Raw genomic sequence first — 17,749 nt, 5'->3', positions numbered from 1 at the left:
GCTCCCTCGCTTCGGCTCACGACAGGTCCACGCAGACGTTGGTGAGTTCGGAGTAGAAGTCCAACGAGTGCACGCCGCCCTCGCGGCCGATGCCGGACGCCTTCACCCCACCGAACGGGGTACGCAGGTCACGCAGGAACCAGGTGTTGACCCAGACGATGCCCGCGTCCAGGCGCGCACCGGCCCGGTGCGCGACACCCACGTCCCGGGTCCACACCGTCGCCGCCAGGCCATACTCGGTGCCGTTGGCCAGGGCGTACGCCTCGTCCTCGATGTCGAACGGCGCCACGTGCACGACCGGGCCGAAGATCTCCTCCCGGTTGGTGCGGGCGTCCGCGCCGAGGCCGGCGAGTACCGTCGGCTGCACGTACGACCCGCCGTCGCGGGCGTCGCCGAAGGTGGGCGTACCGCCGCCGGTCAGCACCTCGGCGCCCTCGGACCGGGCCAGCTCGTACGCGCCGAGCACCTTCGACCGGTGCTGCGGGGAGATCAGCGGCATGGTGGCCGTCGCCTCGTCGGTCGGCCAGCCGAACGCCAGCTCGCCGGCCCGCTTCGCCAGCCGGGCGGTGAACTCCTCGAAGACCGGGCGCTGCACGTAGATGCGTTCGGTGCACAGGCACACCTGACCGCCGTTGGTGAAGCTCGACCGCACCGAACCGGCCACCGCGGCGTCCAGGTCGGCGTCGGCGAAGACCAGGCCAGCGTTCTTGCCGCCCAGCTCGAAGCTGACCGCCTTCACCCCGTCGGCGGCGGCCCGCATGATCGCGCCGCCGGTGGCCGACTCGCCCGTGAAGGTGATCGCGTCCACGCCCGGGTGGCGGGTCAGGAACTCCCCCGCCGAATCCGGACCGAAGCCGTGCACGAGGTTGAACACACCCTCGGGTACGCCGGCGGCCGCCATCACCTCGGCGAGCAGCGTCGCCGAGGCGGGGGTCTCCTCGCTGGGCTTGACCACCACGGCGTTGCCGCAGGCCAGCGCCGGGGCGACCTTCCAGGTGAGCAGCAGCAGCGGCAGGTTCCACGGCACGATGACCGCGACCACGCCGACCGGCTTGCGGACCGCGTAGTTGAGCGCCCGGCCGCCGGTCGGGGTGACAGTGGTGAACGACTCGGTGGGCGCGGTCGCCGCGATCTCGGCGAACGCCCGGAAGTTCGCCGCGCCGCGCGGGATGTCCAGCGTGCGGGCCTGGGCGATGGACTTGCCGGTGTCGGCGACCTCGGCGGTCACCAGGTCGTCGAAGCGGCGTTCCAGCTCGTCGGCCACCCGGCGCAGAACCTCGGCGCGCTCACGCTCGCCCATCCGACCCCACGGCCCGCGCAGCGCCGCGCGGGCGGCGGCCACCGCGTCGTCCACCGTGGACCGGGACGCCTCGACCACCTCGAAGACCGGCTCGCCGGTCACCGGGCTGACCTTGGTGAACGTCGACCCACCGTCGACGAACTCGCCGCCCACGAAGTTACGCAGGCCCGGCGGCCCGGCCGGCGCGTGACCGGTCATCAGTGCGGGGTCCCAGAGTGTCGTCACGCGCGCCTCCCTCGGCTGAGCGCTGCCGCGATCGCGCCGGCCAGCAGCAGCGCCGCCCCGCCGGCGACCGCGCCGAGAACCCGGTGCTGGCGGCGGACCCGGCGGCGCACCTCGGCGTACGGGGTGGTGGAGAAGGACACCAGCTCGTATTGGGAAACGTACCGGCCGGGCAGGGCCCGTTCCAGTGCGTGCTCCACCCGCCGCCGGGTCTGGAACACCGGCGAGGCGACCCGGTCGCGCATCTCCACGAAGTTGGTCAGCGCCATCTGCGCGATGGCCTCGGCGTTCTCCTGCCGCCGACGCTGGAACAGCGGCAGCGCCGCCGACCACTCGTCGGCGCACTCGTCGAGGCAGCGGTCCAGCTCGACGACGTCCTCGAAGGCACAGTTCGCGCCCTGGCCGTAGAACGGCACGATGGCGTGGGCGGCGTCGCCGAGCAGGCCGACGGTGCCGTTGACCTGCCAGGGCGTACTGCGGACCGTGCCGAGCACGCCCACCGGGTTGTGCTGGTAGTCGTCCACCAGGTTCGGGGCCAGCGGGATCACGTCCGGGTACTGCTCGGCGAAGTGCGCCCTGATCGCGGCCGGGTTGTCCAGGGCGGCGAAGCTGCCGACGCCCTCGTTGGGCCAGAACAGCGTGCAGGTGAAGGAGCGGTCCGGGTTCGGCAGAGCGATCATCATCGAGGTGCCACGCGGCCAGATGTGCAGCGCGTCCTCGTCGAGCGCGAAGTCCCCGCCCAACGGCGGGATCGTCAGTTCCTTGTAGCCGTAGTCGAGGAAGTCCACGCTCTCGCGCAGCAACCCGTACGCCAGGAGTTGCCCGCGCACCGCGGAGCCCGCGCCGTCCGCGCCGAGCACCACCGACGCCTTGGCGGCGACCGGGCCCTGCGGGGTGTCGAAGCTCAGCGAGCCGTCGGTCGCGTCGAGCCCGACCAGCCGGTGCTCGAAGACGACCCGTACTCCGGGCAGCGCGGTCGCGGCGTCGAGCAGGGCGTTGTTCAGCGCGCCCCGGCTGATCGAGTTGATGGCCCGGTCACCGGCCGCGCTGTACGACTGGAACTGCGGCTCGCCCTCCACCGGGTGGATCATCCGGCCGCGCATCGGCAACGCGTCGGTCATCACCTGCTCGGCCAGGCCGATCCGCCGCAACGCGTCGAGCCCGCGCTCGGAGAGCGCCAGGTTGATCGAACGTCCCCGCTCGGCCGTGCCGGTACGCGGGTCCGGCCGCCGCTCGTAGAGGGCCACCGGATAGCCCCGCCGGGCCAGGAAGCAGGCGGCGAGGCAACCGGCCAGGCCGGCGCCGATGATCGCGACCTCGTCGCGCCGGGCCGTCATAGGTTCACCCGCCCCACGGTGGCGGCGAGCGCGGTGGCGGCCCGCCAACAGTCGAGGTACGTCGAGTAGAGCGGCACCGGGGCGAGGCGGACGACATCCGGCTCCCGGGCATCGGCGATGACGCCGTGTTCGTACCGTAGGCGTTTGGTCAGCTCGGCGGCGTTGCCGGCGCCGACGCGGACCGAGAGCTGGCAGCCCCGGCGGGCCTCCTCGCGCGGGGTGACCACCCGCAGCGGCCGGTCGGCGGTGACCTCGTCGAGCAGCGACTCCAGCCAGCCGGTGAGGCGCAGGCTGCGGGCGCGCAACGCCGGCATGCCGACCGCGTCGAACAGTTCCAGCGAGGTACGCACCGGACCCATCGCGAAGATCGGCGGGTTGGAGATCTGCCACGCCTCCACGGTGGCCGGTGGCCGGGACACCGGCGTCATCTCGAACCGGGTGGCCGCCGCGGTGCTCCACCAGCCCTCGAAGCGCGGCAGGTCGGGATCGCCGAGGTGCCGCTCGTGCACGAAGACGCCGGCCAGGGCCCCGGGACCTGCGTTCAGGTACTTGTAGGAGCACCAGGCCGCGAAGTCGACATCCCAGTCGTGCAGGGCCAGCGGCACGTTACCGACCGCGTGGGCCAGGTCCCAGCCGACCACCGCGCCGGCCGCCCGACCGGCGGCCGTGATCGCCGGGATGTCCAGCACCTCGCCGGTGAGGTAGTTGACGCCGCCGAGCAGCACCAGCGCCACCCGGTCGCCCTCGGCGGCCAGGTAGTCGGTGACGTCCTCGGTGCGCAGCGCGTCCTCGCCGGGGCGGGGGCGCAGCCGGACCACCGTGTCGTCCGGGTCCAGGCCGTGGAACCGGGCCTGGCTGCGCACCGCGTAGCTGTCCGAGGGGAAGGCGGCGTCCTCGATGACGATGCGGGTGCGCGCGCCGGCCGGGCGGTAGAAGCTGACCATCAGCAGGTGCAGGTTGACGGTGAGCGAGTTCATCACCACGGCCTCCGTGGGCCGGGCGCCGACCAGTCGGGCGGCCGGCCCGGTCAACAGCTCGTGGTACGGCAGCCAGGCGCGTTCGGCCTCCAGGTGCCCCTCGACGCCGAGCCGCCCCCAGGCGTCCAGGTCGGCGAGGAGTTCGTCGCGGGTCGCCCGGGGTTGCAGGCCGAGCGAGTTGCCGGCGAGGTACGCCGACTCGGCGTGGTCGCCACCGTCGGCGGGCGGCACGTGAAAGAGGTGCCGGTGACCCGGGTCGGCCTCGTCCAGCCGACGTGCTTCGTGCTCAGGGGTGTCCACAGGGGTGTCTCGCTCTCCGGTCACATCGCGGTACGGGCCGACCACAGCTCCGGGAAGACCACCCGGGCCATGCTCCGTTGCAGCCACGCCAGGCCGGCGGAGCCGCCGCTGCCGACCTTGGCGCCCATCGTCCGCTGGACCGCCTTGACGTGGTTCCACCGCCAGTCGCCGAACTCCTCCGCGACGCCGCTGAGCGCCTCGCCGAGCAGCCGCAGGTGGTTGTCCGGGCCGCCGTCGGCGTAGATCCGCACCCAGGCGGCCTCGACCTCCGGCCGCGGGTCGTGCTCGGCCGCCACATCCCGGTTCAGCAGGTCGGCGGGGATGTCGAGGCCACGTCGAGCCAGCAGCGCGACGACGTCGTCCCAGAGGCTCGGGGCGGCCAGCGCGGCGCTGAGGGCGGCGTGCACCCCGGTCTGCCGACGGAAGGGGCGGATCAGCGCCGGGTCACGCAGCCCGAGCAGGAACTCGAGGTGCCGGTACATGGCCGACTGGAAACCACTGCCCTCGCCGAGCAGGTTGCGGAACCGGTTGAAGTCGGCCGGGGTCATCCAGCGCAGGCCCTGCCAGGCGGCGTTCAGCCCCTCCAGGTGCAGGGCCGCGCGGCGCAGCGGGGCCAGCGCGTCCCAGATCCGGTCGGCGCGCAGGAGACGCTGGGTCTCGCGCAGTTCGTGGCAGGTGAGCCCGAAGTACAGCTCCATGATCTGACTGACCATGAGGAACGACATCTCGCCCGGATCGTCGCTGAGGGGTTGCTGCAACTGGTGCAGGGTGCTGGCGCGCACGTACGCGTCGTACGGCACCAGGTCGGCGAACTCCAGGGTCGGCTCACCACCGTTGCGCGCGGCGCGGGCCGCCCGTTGTCGCGGGGTCACCGGTCGTACCGTGGCGACACGGTTCGACGCCCGCCGCTCCGTCGATTCCACCAGTCGTCTCCCTCTCCCGAAGCTGCCGACGTCATGATCTCGCGGTGGGATCGGCCTGCGGAATGCCGGATCAACGGGACTTGCCGGTCTGACCTGACGAACAAAAGGCAGCTAGGCGAATTCGGTTCACGAAAGTAAGGTTCGAGCGTGGACGACATGGACTGGGCGCTGCTACGCGAGTTGCAGGCCGACGCCCGACTCTCCTTCAGCGAGTTGTCCCGCCGGGTGCACCTGTCCCCACCAGCGGTCGCCGACCGGGTCCGCCGGCTCGAGGAGACCGGGGTGATCACCGGTTACCACGCCCACGTCGACCTGACCCGGGCCGGTCGTACGGTGGTCGCCCTGATCCGGATGTCCTGCTACGGGGCCCGCTGCATCCTGCACGACCCCGAGGTGTCCGACTGGCCGGAGATCCTGGAGATCCACCGCATCACCGGTGACGCGTGCAGCATGCTCAAGGTCGCCGCCGGCTCGATCGGAGACTTCGAGGCGGTCATCGACCGCCTCGCCCCGTACGGCCAACCGTCCAGCACCATGGTCCTGTCGTCCCCCCTCCCCTGGCACCCCATCACCCCCCCACCCCCACCCCTGACTCGGAAGTAGACCTACTTCCTCCCGATTAGGGCCGCTTCGCGCAGCGGAGCGACAAGGACCAACCCCCGCCCCCTCCTGCGCGATCTTGCACTTTCTGTTGCTGAAATACGAGGAATGCCCCGTATGCCGCGACAGCAAGCGCAAGATCGCGGGGGCCCAGGCCCAGCCCGGGTCGATCATGGAGCCGTGGTGGGTAGATGGTGACGAGAGGCACCTTTTGCGGGGCAGCACAACTCCATGATCGACGCCGGTTGGGGGCGGGGGATGCGGGGCCGGTCGGGGGCGGGGGTTTGCCTTTGGGGTGGGGGGAAAGCAGCGCGCGTGCCCAGGGGAGGGTTCCGGCGGCCGTCGCCGGTTGGGGGGAAATCATGCAGGGTCTTCGCACGATCAACCGCGCGCTCTCGTCCGTTCTGACACTGGTGGGGCTCATCGGGGCGTTCGTCCTGCTGTCGGTCGCACCGGCCCGGGCCGGCGAGAACACCTTCGTCGAGGTGACACCGAACAGCGTCCCGGCGGGCAGTCGGGTCACGATCCGCGCGAGCTGCGACAACAAGAACGATCGACAGGCCAACGTGCACTCCGACGCGTTCGGGCACATCATGCTCAGGCCGGACAACGGCTTTCTCAAGGGGGAGGTCACCGTTCCAGGCAACAAGGAACCCGGTGACTACCAGGTCGACCTGCGCTGCCAGAACAACCAGACCGCCCAGACGATGCTGACCGTGCTCAACATGGCCTCGCCCAGCAAGGGACCGGCGACCGGAGGCGGCGGCACCGCAGGCGGCCGGGGCACCGGCTCGGTCCTCGTCCTCGGCGGCGTGGCCCTGGTGGCCGCCGTGATCGCGCTCGGCATGGCGGGCGGTCGGCGTCGGCCCGGAGCCGGCTCCTGACCCGGACCTGCCATGACCCGCAGATCCGCACGTGCGCGGCCGGACCGCCCTGCCCGCTCTACGCGGCCGGACCGCCCTGCCGGCGTCCGGGCCGCGACGGCGCTGCGCGCCTCCGGTCGGCTGGTGGCCCGTGTCTCGGGCCGCCTGCGACGGGTCGCCGGGCAGGCGGTGTCCGCCAGCGTGGCCACCACCGACCCGGACGCCCGCCCGCTGCCGCCGCGCCGTCCCGGCGGGCCGCCGCTGGCCCGGCGTCGGTTCGGCGACAGGCCGGGGCTGCCGGTCCTGATCATCGCCACGCTGATGGTGCTGATCATGGCGATGCTCGGCGTCGAACAGGTGACCGGGGTGAGCCTGCTGCCGGACCGGATCAGCGCGGGCCTGCGGCCGCCGCCGAAGAAGTTCCCGGTGCTGCCGGCCAGCCGACCGACCGCCCTCGCCATCGACACGATCGACCTGCAGGCCCCGCTGCACGACGTGGGTATCGCCCCGGACGGCACCATCGCCGTGCCCGACGTGGCCCGCGCCCAGGAGGCCGGCTGGTACGACCAGGGCCCCACCCCGGGGCAGTACGGACCGGCGGTGATCGTCGGACACGTAGACACCACCACCGGGCCGGCCGTCTTCCACCGGCTACGGGAACTGCGCTCCGGTGACCAGGTCGACATCACCCGCGCCGACGGCCAGGTGGCGGTCTTCGAGGTGAACTCGGTGCAGCGGTTCGGCAAGGAACGGCTGCCGGTGGACGAGGTGTACGGCGATTTCAGCCGCCCCAGCCTGCGGCTGATCACCTGCGGCGGCCGGTGGGTGGGTGGTGAGACCGGCTACGCGGACAACCTGGTGGTCTTCGCCTCGCTGGTCAAGTCCCGTGGTGGTTGACCTACCGCGCCGGCCTCGAGGTACTCGGCGAGCCGGGCGGCCCCGGTGAGCATGGCCCGGCCGCGCTCGGTGAGCCGCCCGCGCCACTGGGCGAGCGACGTGGCGAGCGGTTCGGCGCCGCCGGCGTCCCGCACCCGACGCAGCATGTCGGCGATGTGACTCAGCCGGTACCCGCCCCGGCACAGCAGGTGCGCGAGTTGGGCCCCATCGTCGAGCACGACGTGCCCGGCTTCGACGAGGCCGGGCAGCTCGACCGCCCCGGCGTCTTCCGCCTCAACCTGGACCTGGGCCGGGCCGAGTTCTCCAGGGCGTTCGGCTTCGCGCCGAAGGCGTTCGAGGAGCACCGGGACGCCTTCGACTACGCGCGGCTGGACACGCTCACGCCGCACCCCGGCTATGCGCTGTACGGCTTCGCCAGCATCGTGATGCCGGGTCCGCAGATGCTGCCCGAGGTCGACCGGCTCCTCGCGATCGCGTACGGCCGGGCGGTCGACCGCCACGAGCGCGCGACGCGTCGGGCGGCCGACCAGCGGGACTGAGCGGCCCGGCGCGGGCCCGGGGTCAGGCTGCCGCTTCGGGCTCGCGCAGGTCGAGCCAGTCGGCCCAGCGCGGGTCCGGAGCGCGGTGCCCGAGGACCCGCCACGCGGTGCCCTTCGGCGCGGCCGGCAGGGCGTGCAGCCGCCAGCCCAGCTCCGCCGGGGTCTTGTCGCCCTTGGTGTGGTTGCACCGTGCGCACGCGGCGACCACGTTCTCCCAGGCGTGCCGGCCACCCCGGCTACGCGGGAAGACGTGGTCGATGGTCTCCGCCGGCCCCCGGCAGTAGGCGCACCGCCAGCCGTCCCGGGCGAAGATCGCGCGGCGGGACAGACCGACGTGGGTGCGGTAGGGCACTCGGACGAAGCGGGTCAGCCGCACGACCGACGGCACCGGCAGGGCGTCCCTGGCGCTGTGCAGGATGCCGTCGCCGTCGGCGACACAGACAGCCTTGGCGGAGAGGACGAGGATCGCGGCGCGACGCACGGACACGACACACAGGGGCTCGTAGGTGGCGTTGAGAACCAGCGCGCCGGAGCCCACCGTGGGTCGTATGTCAGGCATCGCGCTCACCCTCCCGGTTCAGCGGCTGCTGCGAACCCGCCGCCGACCGGAGTTGGGCATGGGGACCCGCACCGTCGACGCCCGTTCGATCACCGACGTCCGTTGCGCCAATAGTCCCTGATCGGACCCCGGATTGCACGTACTAATCTTGCTTCTGGTAACGGGATCACCCCCATCGGGGCGAATCGCCGTTCCGACCTGGGCGGGCGCTTTCGTTGCATGACGGTGTTCTACAGCCCTTGCCGACCTCAGTTGTGCCGAGTCTGTGCCCGATGATCATGCAAGTGATCGAAGATCATTGACCGCTGGGCTTGACGAACGTGCCTCTTTGCGGAACTACGAACAGCACACCCTGATCAACCAGGACGGCGATCGCGCGTCGCACGGTTGCGCGAGCGACGCCGTACTCCTGCACGAGGTGCGCCTCGGACGGGATCGCCCGGTTGGGTTGCCAGTCTCCGCGCTGGACCCGGGCCGCGAGGAACCCGGCCAGTTGGCGGTAGGGCGGCAGTGGTGCGCCGTGATCGATTTGCGCATCCGGGTCTCGTCGGACGTAGTACGGCGGCCAGCGACCAGCACAGCCGTGTTTTGCCAACACGGAACGTGATTCGCCCGTTTAACACCAGTCACCTAATCCGGGGTCGGATATGAAGCTCTTTCCCGCACCTGTCACGATGGCCGGTTCGCCCCGGTCCGACCCGGTGCTCGGACGTATCTCACCCGGCTGGTGGGTCGGCGGCTGCCGGTCCGAGGTCGTGCGGTACGAAGACAGGGTGAGTGCCGCCAGCGTGACGCCCCTTGCCCTGTCCGACGCCGTGTCGGTGAACTGTCAGGGCAGCACCTCCTGCGAGTGGATCTACGGGATCACCGACTCGGCGTGGTTCGCCGAGGGCAGCTACTGGATCCTGCTCAAGCCGCTGCGGGTCCTGCTGATCCTGGCGCTGGCGATGGTGGCCCGCTGGGCGCTGCACCGGACGATCGACCGGCTGGTCCGGACGACCACCGACGGCGCGGTGCCGACGCTGCTGCGCCCGCTGCGCGAGCGGGTGCCCACCGCCGCGGTCGACCCGGCCGAGTTCGTGCCGGAGCGGCGGCGGCAGCGGGCCGAGGCGATCGGTTCGGTGCTGCGCAGCCTGACCACGGCGTTCGTCTTCGGCATCGCGCTGTTGATGATCCTGCGTGAGTTCAGCTTCGACCTGGCGCCGCTGCTGGCCAGCGCCGGCATCGCCGGTGTCGCGCTGGGCTTCGGCGCGCAGAGCCTGGTCAAGGACCTGATCGCCGGGCTCTTCATGCTCATCGAGGACCAGTACGGCGTGGGCGACAACGTCGACCTGGGCGAGGCGACGGGCGTCGTGGAGGCGGTCGGGCTACGGGTCACCACGGTCCGGGACGGACGCGGCGTGCTCTGGTACATCCGCAACGGCGAGATCATCCGGGTGGGCAACAAGAGCCAGGGCTGGGCCCTGGTGGTGGTGGACCTGCCGATCGGCTTCAGCGGTACGGAGGAGGCCAACGCGGTGCTGCGTACGGCCGCCGCCTCGGTGGCGGTGGACCCGGAGCTGTCGCCCGAGATCGTGGAGGCGCCAGAGGTGCTGGGCGTCGAGCAGATAACGGTGGACGGCGCCGTGATCCGCACGGTGGTCAAGACGACCGCCGACGGCCAGTTCGCGGTGGGCCGGGAACTGCGTCGCAGACTGGCGGAGGCGCTGGAGAATTCGGGGATCACCGCGCAGATCGCCGCCGCCCGCATCTATCACGGTGTGCCGAGCCGGTCCCTGCCCGAGGGTGAGACCGGTCAGGGTGGGGCCACCTGACCTGGTGACACTGGCCGGCAATACACGGGTCGCGGTCCGCCCGGCCCCTGGGGTATCGTCCGTTCGTTCAGTCGGGGATGCGACGAACGATCCGTTCGCCCTGGCTAGTTGTCAGACGATCGGGCAGAATCCCGAAGCACGCGTTCCCGCTGGAGCGCGGTCACATCCTCGCTGATCCGCAGATCTGACGAGTGTTCCCGGTCCGGCGGCCACAAGCAGCCGCACCCGGGGGCCGATGGAGGCGACGGTGCCCGACGAGCGACCTTCCGTGGAAGGTCCGGCCACTTTTCACGAAGTGCTTGCCCAACGTGAATTTCGGGCTGTCTTCACGGCCGGGACCCTGTCCTGGATCGGTGACTACGTCGCCAAGGCCGCCGTGACCCTCCTCGTCTACCAGCAGACCAGGTCCGTCGCGCTCTCTGCCGCCGCGTTCGCGGTGAGCTACCTGCCGTGGCTGCTCGGTGGCCCGCTGCTCGCCGCGCTGGCCGAGCGGCACCCATACCGGCGGGTGATGGTGGCGTGTGACGTCATCCGGATGGTGCTGATGGTGCTCATCGCCCTCCCCGGCCTGCCGGTCGCGGTGCTGCTGGTGCTCCTCTTCACCACCACGCTGGCCAACCCGCCCAGCCAGGCGGCGAAGTCCGCGCTGATGCCGCAGATCCTCGCCGGAGACCGGCTGGTGGTCGGCCTGTCGCTGAACAGCAGTATCGGGCAGGCCGCACAGGTCGTCGGCTACCTGTTCGGCGCCGCCGTCGCCTCGATCGACCCGACCGTCGCGCTGCTGTTCAACGCGGCGACCTTCGGCTTCTCGGCGCTGCTGCTGCGCTTCGGTGTCCGGAATCGCGCGGCCGCGATGTCCACCGCCCACCGCAGCCACCTGCTGCGGGAGACCGCCCAGGGCTTCGGAATCGTCTTCCGTACACCGGTGCTGCGGGCCATCGCGGTGCTGGTGTTCAGCGCGATGCTCTTCTCGATCGTCCCGGAGGGGCTGGCCGCCGCCTGGGCCAACAAGGATGCCCAGAGCGACATGGCGGCGGGTACGACGCAGGCGGTGATCATGGTCGCCAGTCCGGTGGGCTTCGTCCTCGGCGGACTGCTGGTGAGCCGGCTGTGCGGTCCGGCCCGCCGGCTGACTCTGATGCGACCGCTCGCGGTGTTCGCCCCGCTGGTGCTGGTGCCGGCGCTGCTCGATCCGCCACCGCCGGTGGTGGCGCTGCTGGCCGCCCTGTGCGGGTTCGCGGTCGCCGGCATGCTCCCGATGGCCAACGGGCTGTTCGTCCAGGCGTTGCCGAACGGGTTCCGGGCTCGCGGGTTCGGCGTGATGGCCACCGGTGTCCAGGTCATCCAAGGGCTCGCGGTGCTGATTACCGGACTGCTCGCCGAACGGTTCCCCATTCCGGTGGTGGTCGGCGTCTGGAGCGCGGCCGGCGTGCTGCTGATGACGATCGCCGCCCTGCGTTGGCCGGACAAGCAGACGGTGGACGCGGCGATAGCGGCAGCCTCGGCGGCCAACATCGCGCCGACCCGCGAGGCGGGCGGCGTCGCCGTCAGCAAAAAGCCAGCCGAGCCGCGACCCGCCGAGGGCCGCCGCCGGCACGCGGTGACCTGATCCGCGGCGTGAGCCGGCGCACGGCCTCCGGGTCGGGTCGACGGCCGAGGCACCTGGCAGGATGGAACGGTGAACCCCGCAGGTGAATCCGGCCGTCCCGATGCGTCGATGACCCTCTTCGAAGCGGTCGGCGGCGAACCCACCTTCCGCAGGCTGGTGGACGAGTTCTACGTCGGCGTCGCCAACGATCCACTGCTGCGACCGATGTATCCGGAGGAGGACCTGGGCCCGGCGGCTGACCGGTTGACCCTGTTCCTCATGCAGTACTGGGGTGGGCCCAACACGTACTCCGCGCAGCGCGGGCACCCGCGGCTGCGGATGCGGCACGCCCCGTTCCGGATCGGCGTGGCCGAGCGTGACGCCTGGCTGCGGCACATGCGCGCGGCGGTGGACCGGCTCGACCTGGAACCGCAGCTCGCCGTCGCCCTCTGGGACTACCTGGAGCGGGCCGCGTACTTCATGGTCAACGCCATGGAGGACCCGGCCGAGCGCGCCTGACGGGGCGCGCACCCGGCGCCCGGGCTGCGGACCGCCTCAGAGCAGCGCGCCCTCGTCGTGCAGCCAGTCCACGAAGCTGGTGGCCACCGCCGCGCCGCAGTCGAGCATCTCGACCAACAGGGCGTCGTGGGTGCCGGCGCCGAGGGGCACCTGCAGCTCGGCGTAGATCGGCAGCTGCCCGCGCTCGGTCGGGTCGCCGATGTACGCCTTGCAGAAGCGGCGGGTGTGGTTCCACTCGTTGACCACCCGGTAGGCCCGGTCGGCCCAGTCCGGCGGGACGGTGGCGTGCGGACGGGCCCGCATCACCAGGATCTCGTCCTCCGGGCCCTCGAGGGTCACCAGCACGGCGTGCCGCTCCCACATGGCCAGCAGGTTGCCGTCGCCGTCGGCCAGGTAACGCACGTCGAGCAGGTCGAGTGCGTCACAGACCCGGCGCAGGCTCACCGGCTCGATGGTGGCCGCCATCTCGGTCAGTACAGGTCGGTCGCTGCCCGGGCAGTCGTCTCCCGGCTGGCGAGGACTCGGCGGCCCGACCCGGACCGCGCTCTCCACTGTGATCCCGCTTCGGGTTTCCGGATCACCGCCGTCGGCGGGACCGGGGCGCCATGACCACCACGGCATCGCTCGTCGCACCTCACTCCCCAGCGGATCCAGCCGCCTACGGTGCGTTGGATCCGAGGATGGACGGTACCCGGACAGCCGAGTTGAAGCACCCCCCCAACGACCCCACCGGCCCAGAAGAATGAGCGGTGTTCATCCGTTCGGACGAGCAGTGAGGGGGGTCACGGCAAGATCCATGGTCTTCTGCAACCAGGCCGCTCCGTATGGTCCCACCAGGCCCACCCAGCGGCCGGCGACCCGTACCCGCACCCCGGCGCGCGCCGAAGGGCCGGTCGGGTCGTCGACCGCGCCAAGGAAGCCCATCCGGACCAACCCCTGCACCAGCCGCTGCGGCACCTGGACCGCCGGGCCCGGCGGATCGTCCGGCGTGACCACCACGGCCACGTGGTCGAGCAGCGCGTCACGCAGCGCCCGCTGGCCCACCGCGCGGCCCGCCACCCCCTGGACGCTCGCCGTGCGCAGGGTGCCCGCCGCCGCGTCGGCGATCCGGCGCACCTCGACGCTGGGCAGCACCTCTACCGGCTCGCTGCGCGACGGCGGCAGGGGCCAGCGCCACTGCGCGTCCCGGCGCTCCGGCAACGCCGCACCGCCGCGTCCCAGCTCGGCCAGCAGGTCGGCCGCGCCCACGGTGACGTCTCCGACGGTGTCGCCGGCCACCGTGGAGGCGACCAGCACCTCCCACGGCAGCCGGGCCCACAGGACGACCCGGCCGGGAGCGCCGGCAGGCCGCAGCCGTACCGGCGCCGTCGCGTCCAGCCGGACCAACCGGGCCAGGAAGGCGCCCGCGTCGGCCACTCCGGTCAGACCGTGGCCGGACGGCGACGCCGCCACCCGGTCCGTTTCCGGCCGCGTCACGCCCCACCACCCTGCGGGGCGTACGTGAGCAGGAAGTCCCGCTCCTCGACGGTGATCCGCCGGGGCACCTGGCGGGTCAGGTCGAACGGCACCAGCACCGAGCGGGCGCGGCTGGCCAGCACGTCACCGTCGTACAGCTCGTAGGCGACGGTGAACCGGGACGCCTTGATCTCCTCCACCCACAGCTCGATGCGCACCGTAGGCGCGGCCTCCGCGGTGGCCCGACCCAGCGCGTAGTCGACCGGGCGCAGGTAGTCGACCTCGTGCCGGCGGATCACCACCCCGTCGGCGAACGAGCCCACTCCCCAGGCCCGGCCGCCGGCGAACATCAACGCCACCCGCGCCTCCTCGTACAGCGTGAGGAAGCGCGAGTTGTTGACGTGGCCGTACGCGTCCAGGTCGGACCAGCGCAGCGTGCAGTGGTAGACGAAGCGGTCAGTCACGGGTCAGCTTGCGGTAGGTCACCCGGTGCGGTCGGGCGGCCTCCGCGCCGAGGCGGTCGATCTTGTTCTTCTCGTACGCCTCGAAGTTGCCCTCGAACCAGAACCACCTGGACGGGTCCTGGTCGTCGCCCTCCCAGGCCAGGATGTGCGTGGCGACGCGGTCCAGGAACATCCGGTCGTGGGAGATGACCACGGCGCAGCCGGGGAACTCCAGGAGGGCGTTCTCCAGGCTGGACAGCGTCTCGACGTCCAGGTCGTTCGTCGGCTCGTCGAGCAGGATGACGTTGCCGCCGATCTTCAGGGTCAGCGCCAGGTTGAGCCGGTTGCGCTCGCCGCCGGAGAGCACCTTGGTCGGCTTCTGCTGGTCCGGGCCCTTGAAGCCGAATGCGGCGATGTACGCCCGCGACGGCATCTCGACCTTGCCCACCATCAGGTAGTCCAGTCCGTCGGAGACGACCTCCCAGACGGTCTTGTCGCCGTTGAGGCCCTCGCGGTTCTGGTCGACGTACGACAGCGAGACCGTCTCACCGACCCGGACCGACCCGTCGGTCGGCTGCTCCAGCCCGACGATGGTCTTGAAGAGCGTGGTCTTACCGACGCCGTTGGGGCCGATGATGCCGACGATGCCGTTACGCGGCAGCGAGAACGACAGGTCGTCGATGAGCACCCGGTCGCCGAAGCCCTTGGTGAGGTGGTTCGCCTCGATGACCGTGCTGCCCAGGCGGGGGCCCGGCGGAATCTGGATCTCCTCGAAGTCCAGCTTGCGGGTCTTCTCCGCCTCGGTGGCCATCTCGTCGTACCGGTCGAGGCGGGCCTTGGACTTGGTCTGCCGGGCCTTGGCGTTGGAGCGGACCCACTCCAGCTCCTCGGTGAGGCGCTTCTTCATCTTGGCGTCGCGGCGGCCCTCGACGGCCAGCCGGGCAGCCTTCTTCTCCAGGTAGGTGGAGTAGTTGCCCTCGTACGGGTACGCCCGGCCGCGGTCCAGCTCGAGGATCCAGTTGGCCACGTTGTCGAGGAAGTACCGGTCGTGGGTGATCGCCATGACGGTGCCGGCGTACTTCGCCAGGTGCTGCTCCAGCCAGGAGACGCTCTCCGCGTCCAGGTGGTTGGTGGGCTCGTCGAGCAGCAGCAGGTCGGGCGCCTCCAGCAGCAGCTTGCAGAGCGCGACCCGGCGGCGCTCACCACCGGAGAGCTGCGTCACGTCGGCGTCCGGCGGCGGGCACCGCAGCGCGTCCATGGCCAGTTCGAGCTTGGAGTCGACGTCCCAGGCGTCGAGGTGGTCCAGCTCCTCCTGGAGCTTGCCCATCTCCTCCATCAGCTCGTCGGAGTAGTCGGTCGCCATCTGCTCGGCGATCTTGTTGAACCGCTCCAGCTTGGCCTTGGTCTCGGCGACCGCCTCCTCGACGTTGCCGAGCACGGTCTTGGCCTCGTTGAGCGGGGGCTCCTGGGCGAGCATGCCGACGGTGTAGCCGGGCATGAGTCGGGCCTCGCCGTTACTCGGCTTGTCCAGCCCTGCCATGATCTTGAGGAGGCTGGACTTGCCGGCGCCGTTCGGACCGAGCACACCGATCTTGGCCCCCGGCAGGAAGCTCAACGTGACGTTGTCGAGCACGACCTTGTCGCCGTGCGCCTTGCGCGCCTTTTCCAGGACGTAGATGTACTGGGCCACGGTGCGGGCTACCTCCGTCGGTTTGCTGTCGCCTGAGTGGGCGGCGCGGCGCGAGCTGAGACCTCCGCCCGCCGCCGCCGGCCGGGAGCCGGCCGCGCGCACGCCATCGTCAATCCTGACAGGTACGACGCGCTTCGCCCACATCACCCCGCCCGAGGAGTAGGCCGCGGCACGCTGCCGACAAGATCACCTCTAAGATTCGCCGTACGCGAGGCGGGTAGGAGACTCCGGCGCGGGGGCCCAGACACCGCAGCTACGCTCAGTACGCTCATCGCGGTGGACCCGTCAGTACCCGGAGGTGGCCGATCGTGACCGTCCGTAGCTCCTTTGTCGTAGTGGCGAACCGTCTGCCGGTCGACGAGGTGAGCACCCCCGAGGGACGGCAGTGGCGACGCAGCCCCGGCGGGCTCGTCACCGCGCTGCATCCCGTACTCGCCGAGCACCAGGGCACCTGGGTCGGCTGGGCCGGCGGCACCGGCGCCGCGCCCGAGCCGTTCGACCTGGAGGGCATCCGGCTGCACCCGGTCCCGCTGAGCGCCGAGGAGTTGGAGCGCTACTACGAGGGCCAGTCCAACGCGACGATCTGGCCCCTCTACCACGACGCGGTGGAGACACCCGCGTACAAGCGTCGCTGGCGCGAGGCGTACCGCCTGGTCAACGCCCGGTTCGCGGAGGCCGCAGCCGACGTGGCGGCCGAGGGCGCGACGGTCTGGGTGCAGGACTACCAGCTCCAGCTGGTGCCGGCGATGCTCCGCGAGCTACGCCCGGACCTGCGGATCGGCTTCTTCCTGCACATCCCGTTCCCGCCGATCGAGCTGTTCATGCAGATGCCGTTCCGCACCGAACTGCTGCGCGGCCTGCTCGGCGCGGACCTGGTGGGCTTCCAGCAGCGGCTGGCCGCCCAGAACTTCGTCCGGCTGGCCCGGCACCTGCTGGGGCTCCGCTACGAGGGTCAGATGATCCAGGTCGACGGTCGGCAGGTGAAGGCGGGTGCCTTCCCCATCTCCATCGACACGCAGGAGATGGAACGGATGGCCGCCGACCCGGCGATCCAGGCCCGGGCCAAGCAGATCCGCGCCGAGCTGGGCGACCCGAAGACGATAATCCTGGGCGTGGACCGGCTCGACTACACCAAGGGCATCGAGTTGCGCCTGAAGGCGTTCCGCGAGTTGCTCGCTGACGGGAAGTTGACAGTTCCGGACGCCGTTATGGTGCAGGTGGCCACGCCGAGCCGCGAGCGCGTCGAGCACTACCAGGCACTTCGGGTCAAGGTCGAGCGCGAGGTTGGTCGGATCAATGGCGAATTCGGCCGAGTCGGCGTGCCTGCCGTGCATTACCTCCATCAGTCGTACAGTCGCAGTGAACTGGCCGCGATGTATGTTGCTGCGGACGTGATGATGGTGACCCCGCTGCGAGACGGCATGAATCTCGTGGCCAAGGAGTACGTCGCATCCCGTGCCGACCAGGGCGGTGCGCTCGTGCTCAGCGAGTTCGCCGGCGCCGCAACGGAGCTGCGCCAGGCATTCCTATGTAACCCGCACGACCCGGACGCGGTCAAGGACGCCCTGCTCCGGGCCGTGCACGTGGAGAAAACCGAGGCACGCCGCCGGATGCGGACAATGCAACGTCACCTGCGTACCCACGACGTGGGGCACTGGGCCAAATCTTTCCTCTCCGAACTGGGAGTTACCGAGGCGGAGGCCGCGTGAACACGGCCGTCAAC

The 17,749-nt window shown here is 71.1% G+C and carries 18 protein-coding genes and 1 pseudogene; 8 read left to right on the top strand and 11 right to left on the bottom strand.

Annotation, left to right across the window (positions count from 1 at the left end):
- Nucleotides 1-16: 16 nt before the first annotated feature.
- From ACLQ24_RS10725 to ACLQ24_RS10710, 4 genes are read right to left on the bottom strand one after another with little or no spacing between them, the layout of a single operon-like run.
- Nucleotides 17-1,498, bottom strand: a complete 1,482-nt coding sequence (locus tag ACLQ24_RS10725; protein WP_425890870.1) for a 2-hydroxymuconic semialdehyde dehydrogenase — start codon at nucleotides 1,496-1,498, stop codon at nucleotides 17-19.
- Nucleotides 1,499-1,521: 23 nt separating this feature from the next.
- Entirely contained in the window at nucleotides 1,522-2,859 is a 1,338-nt protein-coding gene (locus ACLQ24_RS10720) for an FAD-dependent oxidoreductase (protein ID WP_425890828.1), read from the bottom strand.
- On the bottom strand, nucleotides 2,856-4,181 hold the full coding sequence (gene kynU / locus ACLQ24_RS10715; protein WP_425890826.1) for a kynureninase: 1,326 nt from the start codon (nucleotides 4,179-4,181) through the stop codon (nucleotides 2,856-2,858). Before kynU ends, ACLQ24_RS10720 begins: the two co-directional genes overlap by 4 nt.
- Nucleotides 4,157-5,059 carry a tryptophan 2,3-dioxygenase gene (locus ACLQ24_RS10710; RefSeq protein WP_425890824.1) on the bottom strand — a complete coding sequence of 301 codons (903 nt, stop codon included), beginning with the start codon at nucleotides 5,057-5,059 and terminating at the stop codon, nucleotides 4,157-4,159. The genes kynU and ACLQ24_RS10710 overlap by 25 nt, the downstream gene beginning before the upstream one ends.
- A 147-nt stretch (nucleotides 5,060-5,206) precedes the next feature.
- On the opposite strand from ACLQ24_RS10710, the gene ACLQ24_RS10705 reads away from it, so the two are divergent.
- The 3 genes from ACLQ24_RS10705 (at nucleotide 5,207) to ACLQ24_RS10695 (ending at nucleotide 7,419) form a co-directional block, all read left to right on the top strand.
- On the top strand, nucleotides 5,207-5,662 hold the full coding sequence (locus ACLQ24_RS10705) for an Lrp/AsnC family transcriptional regulator (RefSeq protein WP_425890822.1): 456 nt from the start codon (nucleotides 5,207-5,209) through the stop codon (nucleotides 5,660-5,662).
- Between the two features lie 359 nt (nucleotides 5,663-6,021).
- A complete protein-coding gene (locus ACLQ24_RS10700) occupies nucleotides 6,022-6,543 on the top strand; it encodes a hypothetical protein (protein ID WP_425890820.1) in 522 nt (173 codons plus the stop codon).
- A 102-nt stretch (nucleotides 6,544-6,645) separates the two neighbouring features.
- A complete protein-coding gene (locus tag ACLQ24_RS10695; RefSeq protein WP_425890868.1) occupies nucleotides 6,646-7,419 on the top strand; it encodes a class F sortase in 774 nt (257 codons plus the stop codon).
- On the opposite strand, the pseudogene ACLQ24_RS10690 reads toward ACLQ24_RS10695, so the two are convergent.
- Nucleotides 7,365-7,622: pseudogene (locus ACLQ24_RS10690) on the bottom strand (MerR family transcriptional regulator); the annotation flags it as partial. The gene ACLQ24_RS10695 and the pseudogene ACLQ24_RS10690 sit on opposite strands and share 55 nt — an antisense overlap.
- On the opposite strand from ACLQ24_RS10690, the gene ACLQ24_RS10685 reads away from it, so the two are divergent.
- The gene (locus ACLQ24_RS10685; protein ID WP_425890818.1) at nucleotides 7,575-7,958 is read left to right on the top strand and encodes a DUF6194 family protein; all 384 of its coding nucleotides are present in this window, start codon (nucleotides 7,575-7,577) and stop codon (nucleotides 7,956-7,958) included. The pseudogene ACLQ24_RS10690 and the gene ACLQ24_RS10685 sit on opposite strands and share 48 nt — an antisense overlap.
- Nucleotides 7,959-7,980: 22 nt before the next feature.
- On the opposite strand, the gene ACLQ24_RS10680 is transcribed toward ACLQ24_RS10685, so the two are convergent.
- Together ACLQ24_RS10680 and ACLQ24_RS10675 are read right to left on the bottom strand one after the other, a co-directional pair.
- The gene (locus tag ACLQ24_RS10680; protein WP_074313833.1) at nucleotides 7,981-8,517 is read right to left on the bottom strand and encodes an HNH endonuclease; all 537 of its coding nucleotides are present in this window, start codon (nucleotides 8,515-8,517) and stop codon (nucleotides 7,981-7,983) included.
- A 295-nt stretch (nucleotides 8,518-8,812) separates the two neighbouring features.
- Nucleotides 8,813-9,046, bottom strand: coding sequence for a GntR family transcriptional regulator (locus ACLQ24_RS10675; RefSeq protein WP_425890866.1), 234 nt, complete (start codon nucleotides 9,044-9,046; stop codon nucleotides 8,813-8,815).
- Between the two features lie 244 nt (nucleotides 9,047-9,290).
- On the opposite strand from ACLQ24_RS10675, the gene ACLQ24_RS10670 reads away from it, so the two are divergent.
- From ACLQ24_RS10670 to ACLQ24_RS10660, 3 genes are all read left to right on the top strand, one after another.
- A complete protein-coding gene (locus ACLQ24_RS10670; RefSeq protein ID WP_425890816.1) occupies nucleotides 9,291-10,331 on the top strand; it encodes a mechanosensitive ion channel family protein in 1,041 nt (346 codons plus the stop codon).
- 235 nt (nucleotides 10,332-10,566) lie between these two features.
- On the top strand, nucleotides 10,567-11,940 hold the full coding sequence (locus tag ACLQ24_RS10665) for an MFS transporter (RefSeq protein WP_425890814.1): 1,374 nt from the start codon (nucleotides 10,567-10,569) through the stop codon (nucleotides 11,938-11,940).
- A 69-nt stretch (nucleotides 11,941-12,009) separates the two neighbouring features.
- Nucleotides 12,010-12,438 carry a globin gene (locus ACLQ24_RS10660; RefSeq protein WP_425890812.1) on the top strand — a complete coding sequence of 143 codons (429 nt, stop codon included), beginning with the start codon at nucleotides 12,010-12,012 and terminating at the stop codon, nucleotides 12,436-12,438.
- A gap of 36 nt (nucleotides 12,439-12,474) precedes the next feature.
- On the opposite strand, the gene ACLQ24_RS10655 is transcribed toward ACLQ24_RS10660, so the two are convergent.
- The 4 genes from ACLQ24_RS10655 to ettA all read right to left on the bottom strand — a co-directional run bounded on the left by ACLQ24_RS10655 (nucleotide 12,475) and on the right by ettA (nucleotide 16,026).
- On the bottom strand, nucleotides 12,475-13,059 hold the full coding sequence (locus ACLQ24_RS10655) for a YbjN domain-containing protein (RefSeq protein WP_425890811.1): 585 nt from the start codon (nucleotides 13,057-13,059) through the stop codon (nucleotides 12,475-12,477).
- 132 nt (nucleotides 13,060-13,191) lie between these two features.
- Nucleotides 13,192-13,914 carry a hypothetical protein gene (locus ACLQ24_RS10650; protein WP_425890809.1) on the bottom strand — a complete coding sequence of 241 codons (723 nt, stop codon included), beginning with the start codon at nucleotides 13,912-13,914 and terminating at the stop codon, nucleotides 13,192-13,194.
- On the bottom strand, nucleotides 13,911-14,357 hold the full coding sequence (locus ACLQ24_RS10645) for an acyl-CoA thioesterase (protein ID WP_425890808.1): 447 nt from the start codon (nucleotides 14,355-14,357) through the stop codon (nucleotides 13,911-13,913). Before ACLQ24_RS10645 ends, ACLQ24_RS10650 begins: the two co-directional genes overlap by 4 nt.
- The gene (gene ettA, locus ACLQ24_RS10640; RefSeq protein ID WP_425890806.1) at nucleotides 14,350-16,026 is read right to left on the bottom strand and encodes an energy-dependent translational throttle protein EttA; all 1,677 of its coding nucleotides are present in this window, start codon (nucleotides 16,024-16,026) and stop codon (nucleotides 14,350-14,352) included. The genes ACLQ24_RS10645 and ettA overlap by 8 nt, the downstream gene beginning before the upstream one ends.
- Before the next feature lie 308 nt (nucleotides 16,027-16,334).
- Here ettA and ACLQ24_RS10635 point away from each other — a divergent pair, with 308 nt between their 5' ends.
- Complete coding sequence (locus ACLQ24_RS10635) at nucleotides 16,335-17,735, top strand: alpha,alpha-trehalose-phosphate synthase (UDP-forming) (protein ID WP_425890804.1); 1,401 nt, start codon at nucleotides 16,335-16,337, stop codon at nucleotides 17,733-17,735.
- Nucleotides 17,736-17,749 lie beyond the last annotated feature (14 nt).

The sequence above is a fragment of the Micromonospora sp. DT4 genome (assembly GCF_049841675.1).
Taxonomy (GTDB): Bacteria; Actinomycetota; Actinomycetes; order Mycobacteriales; family Micromonosporaceae; genus Micromonospora.
This window is presented reverse-complemented; position numbering and strand designations above follow the sequence as displayed.

Coding starts and splice junctions, on each gene's coding strand:
- ACLQ24_RS10725 (WP_425890870.1), bottom strand. CDS start 1,498: ATGACCGGTCACGCGCCGGCCGGGCCGCCGGGCCTGCGTAACTTCGTG.
- ACLQ24_RS10720 (WP_425890828.1), bottom strand. CDS start 2,859: ATGACGGCCCGGCGCGACGAGGTCGCGATCATCGGCGCCGGCCTGGCC.
- ACLQ24_RS10700 (WP_425890820.1), top strand. CDS start 6,022: ATGCAGGGTCTTCGCACGATCAACCGCGCGCTCTCGTCCGTTCTGACA.
- ACLQ24_RS10680 (WP_074313833.1), bottom strand. CDS start 8,517: ATGCCTGACATACGACCCACGGTGGGCTCCGGCGCGCTGGTTCTCAAC.
- ACLQ24_RS10665 (WP_425890814.1), top strand. CDS start 10,567: ATGGAGGCGACGGTGCCCGACGAGCGACCTTCCGTGGAAGGTCCGGCC.
- ACLQ24_RS10655 (WP_425890811.1), bottom strand. CDS start 13,059: ATGCCGTGGTGGTCATGGCGCCCCGGTCCCGCCGACGGCGGTGATCCG.